8 protein-coding genes are annotated in these 5,314 nt (G+C 70.4%); 2 read left to right on the forward strand and 6 right to left on the reverse strand.

Annotated features, from left to right (window positions below; genetic code table 11):
• Both VHK87_RS13050 and fabD read right to left on the reverse strand, forming a co-directional pair.
• Positions 1-386 (reverse strand): SDR family NAD(P)-dependent oxidoreductase (locus VHK87_RS13050; RefSeq protein ID WP_329635331.1); only part of this gene is annotated, 386 nt, incomplete at its 3' end.
• A gap of 11 nt (positions 387-397) precedes the next feature.
• On the reverse strand, positions 398-1,342 hold the full coding sequence (gene fabD / locus VHK87_RS13055) for an ACP S-malonyltransferase (RefSeq protein ID WP_329635332.1): 945 nt from the start codon (positions 1,340-1,342) through the stop codon (positions 398-400).
• Positions 1,343-1,487: 145 nt separating this feature from the next.
• Between fabD and VHK87_RS13060 the strand changes: the two genes are divergently transcribed.
• Positions 1,488-2,027, forward strand: coding sequence for a peroxiredoxin (locus VHK87_RS13060; RefSeq protein ID WP_329635333.1), 540 nt, complete (start codon positions 1,488-1,490; stop codon positions 2,025-2,027).
• Positions 2,028-2,152: 125 nt separating this feature from the next.
• On the opposite strand, the gene VHK87_RS13065 is transcribed toward VHK87_RS13060, so the two are convergent.
• From VHK87_RS13065 to VHK87_RS13075, 3 genes are all read right to left on the reverse strand, one after another.
• Positions 2,153-2,890, reverse strand: coding sequence for a dienelactone hydrolase family protein (locus VHK87_RS13065; protein ID WP_329635334.1), 738 nt, complete (start codon positions 2,888-2,890; stop codon positions 2,153-2,155).
• Positions 2,891-2,917: 27 nt separating this feature from the next.
• Entirely contained in the window at positions 2,918-3,100 is a 183-nt protein-coding gene (locus tag VHK87_RS13070; RefSeq protein ID WP_329635335.1) for a hypothetical protein, read from the reverse strand.
• A 118-nt stretch (positions 3,101-3,218) separates the two neighbouring features.
• Entirely contained in the window at positions 3,219-4,034 is an 816-nt protein-coding gene (locus tag VHK87_RS13075; RefSeq protein ID WP_329635336.1) for an ion transporter, read from the reverse strand.
• A 121-nt stretch (positions 4,035-4,155) separates the two neighbouring features.
• Between VHK87_RS13075 and VHK87_RS13080 the strand changes: the two genes are divergently transcribed.
• Positions 4,156-4,947: a class I SAM-dependent methyltransferase gene (locus tag VHK87_RS13080; RefSeq protein WP_329635337.1), complete on the forward strand. Its 792-nt coding sequence runs from the start codon at positions 4,156-4,158 to the stop codon at positions 4,945-4,947.
• On the opposite strand, the gene VHK87_RS13085 is transcribed toward VHK87_RS13080, so the two are convergent.
• The gene (locus VHK87_RS13085; protein ID WP_329635338.1) at positions 4,920-5,138 is read right to left on the reverse strand and encodes a hypothetical protein; all 219 of its coding nucleotides are present in this window, start codon (positions 5,136-5,138) and stop codon (positions 4,920-4,922) included. The two genes, VHK87_RS13080 and VHK87_RS13085, sit on opposite strands and share 28 nt — an antisense overlap.
• Between the last annotated feature and the right edge of the window lie 176 nt (positions 5,139-5,314).

The raw sequence follows: 5,314 nt of genomic DNA on the forward strand, positions 1-5,314 counted from the left end.
CGCATCATGCCCTTCACGGCCGCGCGCGAGAGGCGGAAGTAGCTCTCCAGGTTAACCCGGATCACCTCGTTCCAGTCCTCGTCCTTCATCCGCAGGATCAAGCCGTCGCGGGTGATGCCGGCGTTGGCCACCAGGATGTCCAGCGGGTTGCCGGCGGCCGCCTCGGCGGCCTCCACGAGGCCGTCCACGGCCGAAGCGTCGGAGAGGTTGGCGACGACGGTGGAGACCCGCTCGCCCAGCTTACCCGCCACCTCCGCCAGCACCGCCTCGCGGGTGCCGGAGAGGACCACGTGCGCGCCCTGGGCGTGCAGGCCGGCGGCGATGGCGCCGCCGATCCCGCCCGTGGCGCCGGTGACCAGGGCGGTCTTGCCGGAAAGGTCGAACATGCCGGGCGCTCCTAGAGGCTCTTGGCGAAGGCTTCGAGGTCGGCGGGCGCGTTCAGCGGCGTCGCCTCGGCGTCCGGGGCGATCCGCTTGGCCATGCCGGAAAGCACCTTGCCGGCGCCCGCCTCGGCGAACCGGGTGACGCCGCCTTCTGTCGCCAGCCAGGTGACGCTCTCGCGCCAGCGGACGCGGCCGGTCACCTGCTCGACCAGCAGGCGGCGGATTTCCTCGGGATCGAGGGTTGGGCGGGCGGTGACGTTGGCCACCACCGGCGCCCGCGGCTGGACGATGCGGGCTTCGGCGAGGGCGGCGGCCATCTCGTCGGCGGCCGGCTGCATCAGCGGGCAGTGGAAGGGGGCGGAGACGTTCAGCGGGATGGCCCGGGCGCCCAGCGCCTTGGCCTCCTCGATGGCCTTGTCCACGGCGGCCTTGGCTCCGGAGATCACCACATTGCCCTGATTGTTGTCGTTGGCAACGACGCAGACGCCGAGGGCCGAGCCGGCGGCGGCCGCCTTCTCGGCCAGTTCCACGTCGGTCTTCGGCCCGATCAGCGAGGCCATGGCCCCCTCGCCCACCGGCACGGCCCGCTGCATGGCCTGGCCGCGCAGCTTCAGGAGGCGCGCGGTGTCGGAGACGCTGAGCGCCCCGGCGGCGGCCAGCGCAGAATATTCGCCCAGGCTGTGGCCGGCCACGAAGGCGGCCTTTTCGACGCCGACGCCGAACTCGCGCTCCAGCGTCCGCATGACCGCCAGGCTGACGGCCATCAGCGCCGGCTGGGCGTTCTCGGTGAGGGTCAGCTGGTCCTCCGGCCCCTCGCGCATCAGCTTGGCGAGCTTCTGGCCCAGCGCGTCGTCGACCTCCTCGAACACCTCGCGGGCGGCGGCGAACGCTTCGGCCAGTTCGACGCCCATGCCGACGGCCTGGCTGCCCTGACCGGGGAAGAGGAACGCGAGGCTCATGCGGGGGCCCTTTCCGTCGAAGCGCTGGCGGTGATTCCGCGGCGGCGAGGGTTAGGGGATATGACGGGAGCCCGCAAGCGGAGGGGCCACTGGCGCACCCCCGGCCCCTCGGCCTAAACTGGGCCGAACCTCTCGGAGACGACCCATGAAAAGCGCACTGATCGCCGGCCTCGCCGCCACGGCCCTGGCGCTTCCCGCCTTCGCCGCCCTCAAGCCCGGCGCGAAGGCCCCAGACTTCACCGCCCAGGCCTATCAGGCCGGCAAGCCCACCAGCTTCTCGCTGGCCGAGGCGCGCAAGAAGGGCCCGGTGGTGGTCTACTTCTTCCCCGCCGCGGACACCGCCGGCTGCAACCTGGAGGCCCGGCTGTTCGCCGAGGCCACCGACGAGTTCAAGGCCAACGGCGCGACCGTGATCGGGGTGACCGCCGGCAACATCGCCAAGCTGGCCGCCTTCTCCGCCGACACCGAGAAGTGCTCGGGCAAGTTCCCGGTCGCCGCCGACCCGGACGCCAAGATCGCCAAGCAGTACGACGCGACGCTCGCCGTCCGGCCGGGCTGGTCGAGCCGCACCTCTTACGTGATCTCGCCGACCGGCGAAGTGCTCCTGGCCTACGACAACCTCTCCCCCAACGACCACGTCACCCAGACGCTGTCGGCCGTGAAGGCGTACAAGGCGAAGAAGTGAGCCTCGAAGGCGCTCCCCCACAGGGGGAGCTGTCCCGAAGGGACTGAGGGGTTTGAGGGGCGCTGACTAGGTGCGCGTGAACTCCCTCACCGCTTCTCGGTGCCCCTCCCCTGCGGGGGAGGATCTTACCCCAACCGCCGCCGATAGAGCGCGAACAGCCGCTCCCAGTGGCGTCCGGCGGAGGCCTTCTCGTAGACAGGGCGCTGGGGGAAGGCGAAGCCGTGTTCGGTCTTCGGGTAGACCTCCACCTCGGCGTGGATCGGCAGGGCGGCGAGCGCGGTCTTCAGGGCCTCGACGGTCTCCATGGGCGCCCAACGGTCGGTCTCCGCGCAGGCGAAATAGAGCTCGGCCTTGGCGTTTGCGGCCACGCGGTGCGGGCTGTCGGGCCGCTCGGTCACCAGGAAGGTGCCGTAGATCGAGGCCGCCGCGGCGATGCGGCTTGGGAACCGGGCGGCCGCGTTGATCGCGAACTGGCCGCTCATGCAGTAGCCGAGGCAGCCCATGGCGCCTGAGCTGGCGGCCGGCTGCGTCCCGGCGTGGGCGATCAGCGCCTCGGCGTCTCGCATAACCATGTCGATGGAGAGGCTCTCCATCAGCTCGAACATTCGCCGCCGCTCGGGCGCGTTCGGGTCCGGCGGCAACCGTCCCAGCTCCATCACCCCCGCCCGGTAGTAGAGGTTGGGCAGCATCACGTAGTAGCCGACGGTCGCCAGCCGCCGGGCCATGTCGCGCAGCTCCTCGCGGATGCCGGGCGCGTCCATGAAGAACAGGATCACCGGGAACGGGCCGTCCCGCTCCGGATGGCAGATAAAGGTGCTGGTGGCCCCATCCGGGGTCTTGATGTCGACCTGGCTCTCGATCATGCGGCGCAGCTTATGCGCCGCCGGAGCCTAGTGGTAGGTGGACTCGCGCCGGCAGCTCGAGACGAAGACGATCTGGTCCTCGCCCGTTGCGATCTCGCGGATCCAGCAGCGGTCCTCGTGGACCGCGATGACGATGAAACGCGCGGCCGGCTCGTCCGGCGAGGTGACGGTGTCGCCTTCGTGCAGGGTCTCATCTGGCCAAGCATGCATGAAGCGTCCCCCCTCCGAGTCTCGTCAGGAGCGAATGCGCAATGGAGCATTTGGTTCCGCGCATGCGCCAGGCTTCTCTGCGGCATCCGCGCGCAGGGGGGTGCGGCGGAGGAACGCGTCAGGCGCGGTCTTCGATCCCATCATCGGCCGCTAGAGCCTGGGCCTCCGCCGCACGATGCCGCTGGATGGCGTCGCTGAACGCCGCGGCCAGGATCCCGGTGGGCATGGCGATCACACCGATGCTGGTCAGCGCGGTGACGGCCGCCAGGATCCGCCCCAGCGGCGTGATGGGGAAGACGTCGCCGTAGCCGATAGTGGTCAGGGTCGCCACGGACCACCACAGGGCCCGGGGGATCGAGCCGAACTTGTCCGGCTGCGCCTCGGCCTCGATGAAGTAGAGCAGCGTGGACGAGACCACCATCACCACCAGCCCAGCGTAGAGGCTGAGCAGCAGTTCCGCCCGGCGCGAGTGTACGGCCTCGGTGATGTGCGACCAGGCGCGGCTCATACGACCGAGCTTGGCCAGCCGTAGGATCCGCATCAGCCGCCACGCGCGCAGCAGCAGCATGCCCTGGCCGGTCGGGGTGAAGGACGAGACGGCGGCCAGCAGGTCGATGATCGCCGTCGGCGAGAGCATGAACTTCAAACGTCCGCGCCATCCCGCACCGAAATCGGGATCCTCGACGCAGACCCAGAGCCGGGCGAGATACTCGGCCACGAAGACCACCCCGAACGCCAGCTCCAGCTGCACGAACAGGCGGCCGAAGTCGTCGGTGACCGTGGGTTCGGTCTCCAGGATCGCGAGCGTCACAGCCGCCAGGATCAGGACCACTAGGAAGACATTGAGGCGCGAGAGCCCCTGGCGCGGGCGCGCCTTGGGGTCCAGCTGCCGATAGAGCCTGGCTCTCAGCCCAGGCCGCCGTTGGGCCGTCATGCTCCCCCGACGGGCTGGCGGCCCGTCCCTCCCCGACTCCACGGGTCCAACCTCTCACGAGGGATCGGGGCTTGTCGATGGAGGGGCCGGGCCTAGCATGGGTCTAAGCGGGAGGCGCGCCATGGCCCTGGACATCATGCAACGGATGCGGGGCCTGGCGGCGTCACAGGGCGGGTATTTCTATCCCTGGAAGTCGAGCCTTGCGCCGGGGAACGGCGAGGACGCCTATGCAGCGCTCGTAGAAGCCTGCCTCCAGCCCGATGCGACGGTGCTCGAGGCCGGCTGCGGCCATGGGCCGGACATCCCCCGGTTCGCGCCGAAGGTCGCCCGGTACGTGGCCTACGACGCCGTGGCCGAGTTCATCGACATCGCCCGCCGGGCGGCGGCCGAACGAGGCCTGACGAACGTCGAGTTGGTGGTCGCCAACTCGGCGCCGCAGCACAACGGCGGGCGCGCTCGGCTGCCGGCTGACGATGGGTCGGTCGACCTGATCGTCTCCCGCCGCGGACCGACCAACTTCATCCTCGACGCACGCCGCGCCGTCCGTCCCGGCGGGGCGCTGATCCAGCTGAATCCGGTGGACCTGACCGCGCCCTGGTTCGAGGCGCTGCCGACGGCCCTGCCCCTGCCCGGCGCCTACCGCGCGGCCGGCGGATTCGAGACGATCGCCGGGCGCATCGCGGCCCGGCTCGCCGAGGGCGGGCTCGCCCTGCACAGCGCCTGGACCTTCGACGTGCCCGAGATCCTCGCCGAACCGGAGGACCTCTACGCCTGCCTCACGTGGATGACCGACGATCCGCCGCCGCTTACGGCCGTCAGGGCCGATCTCGAGCGGCTGTTCCGGGAGTTCGCCGGTCCAAAGGGACTCGAGCTTCGCCATCGCCGCTACCTTTGGAAGGCGGTCGTCGGCTGACGCCGGCGGCGCGGGATCGGCGAGTCAGGGCGTCGGTTGACGAAAATGTCCATGGCCAGCCCGGGGCGGATCAGCGCCAGGACCAGCCAGAGGGCCAGCACGCCCGCGTAGCGGACGGCGTCCTGCGCCTTCTCCAGCGGCGACTTCGGCCAGTAGACGATGCCATCGGCGACAGCGGCGGCGGCGTACATGTACGATCTCCTCAGAAGCGAGGAGTCCGTCCTAGGCGCCGACTCCGACAGTTTCGGACGCAAGCTCCACCTTGTGGGCGCGGGCGGCCAGCGCGACCTGCTCGGCCATGACCTGCTTCAGCCGCGCGGGCCCGAGGATCTCGACCTTGTCTCCCCAGGTGAACAGGTGCCAGCAG

Source organism: Phenylobacterium sp. (assembly GCF_036263695.1).
Classification (GTDB): Bacteria; Pseudomonadota; Alphaproteobacteria; order Caulobacterales; family Caulobacteraceae; genus Phenylobacterium.

Bases quoted from the DNA above. Each gene is read 5' to 3' on its own strand.
- VHK87_RS13070 (WP_329635335.1), bottom strand. From the start codon at position 3,100: ATGCATGCTTGGCCAGATGAGACCCTGCACGAAGGCGACACCGTCACC.
- fabD (WP_329635332.1), bottom strand. From the start codon at position 1,342: ATGAGCCTCGCGTTCCTCTTCCCCGGTCAGGGCAGCCAGGCCGTCGGC.
- VHK87_RS13065 (WP_329635334.1), bottom strand. From the start codon at position 2,890: ATGATCGAGAGCCAGGTCGACATCAAGACCCCGGATGGGGCCACCAGC.
- VHK87_RS13075 (WP_329635336.1), bottom strand. From the start codon at position 4,034: ATGACGGCCCAACGGCGGCCTGGGCTGAGAGCCAGGCTCTATCGGCAG.
- VHK87_RS13080 (WP_329635337.1), top strand. From the start codon at position 4,156: ATGGCCCTGGACATCATGCAACGGATGCGGGGCCTGGCGGCGTCACAG.
- VHK87_RS13060 (WP_329635333.1), top strand. From the start codon at position 1,488: ATGAAAAGCGCACTGATCGCCGGCCTCGCCGCCACGGCCCTGGCGCTT.
- VHK87_RS13085 (WP_329635338.1), bottom strand. From the start codon at position 5,138: ATGTACGCCGCCGCCGCTGTCGCCGATGGCATCGTCTACTGGCCGAAG.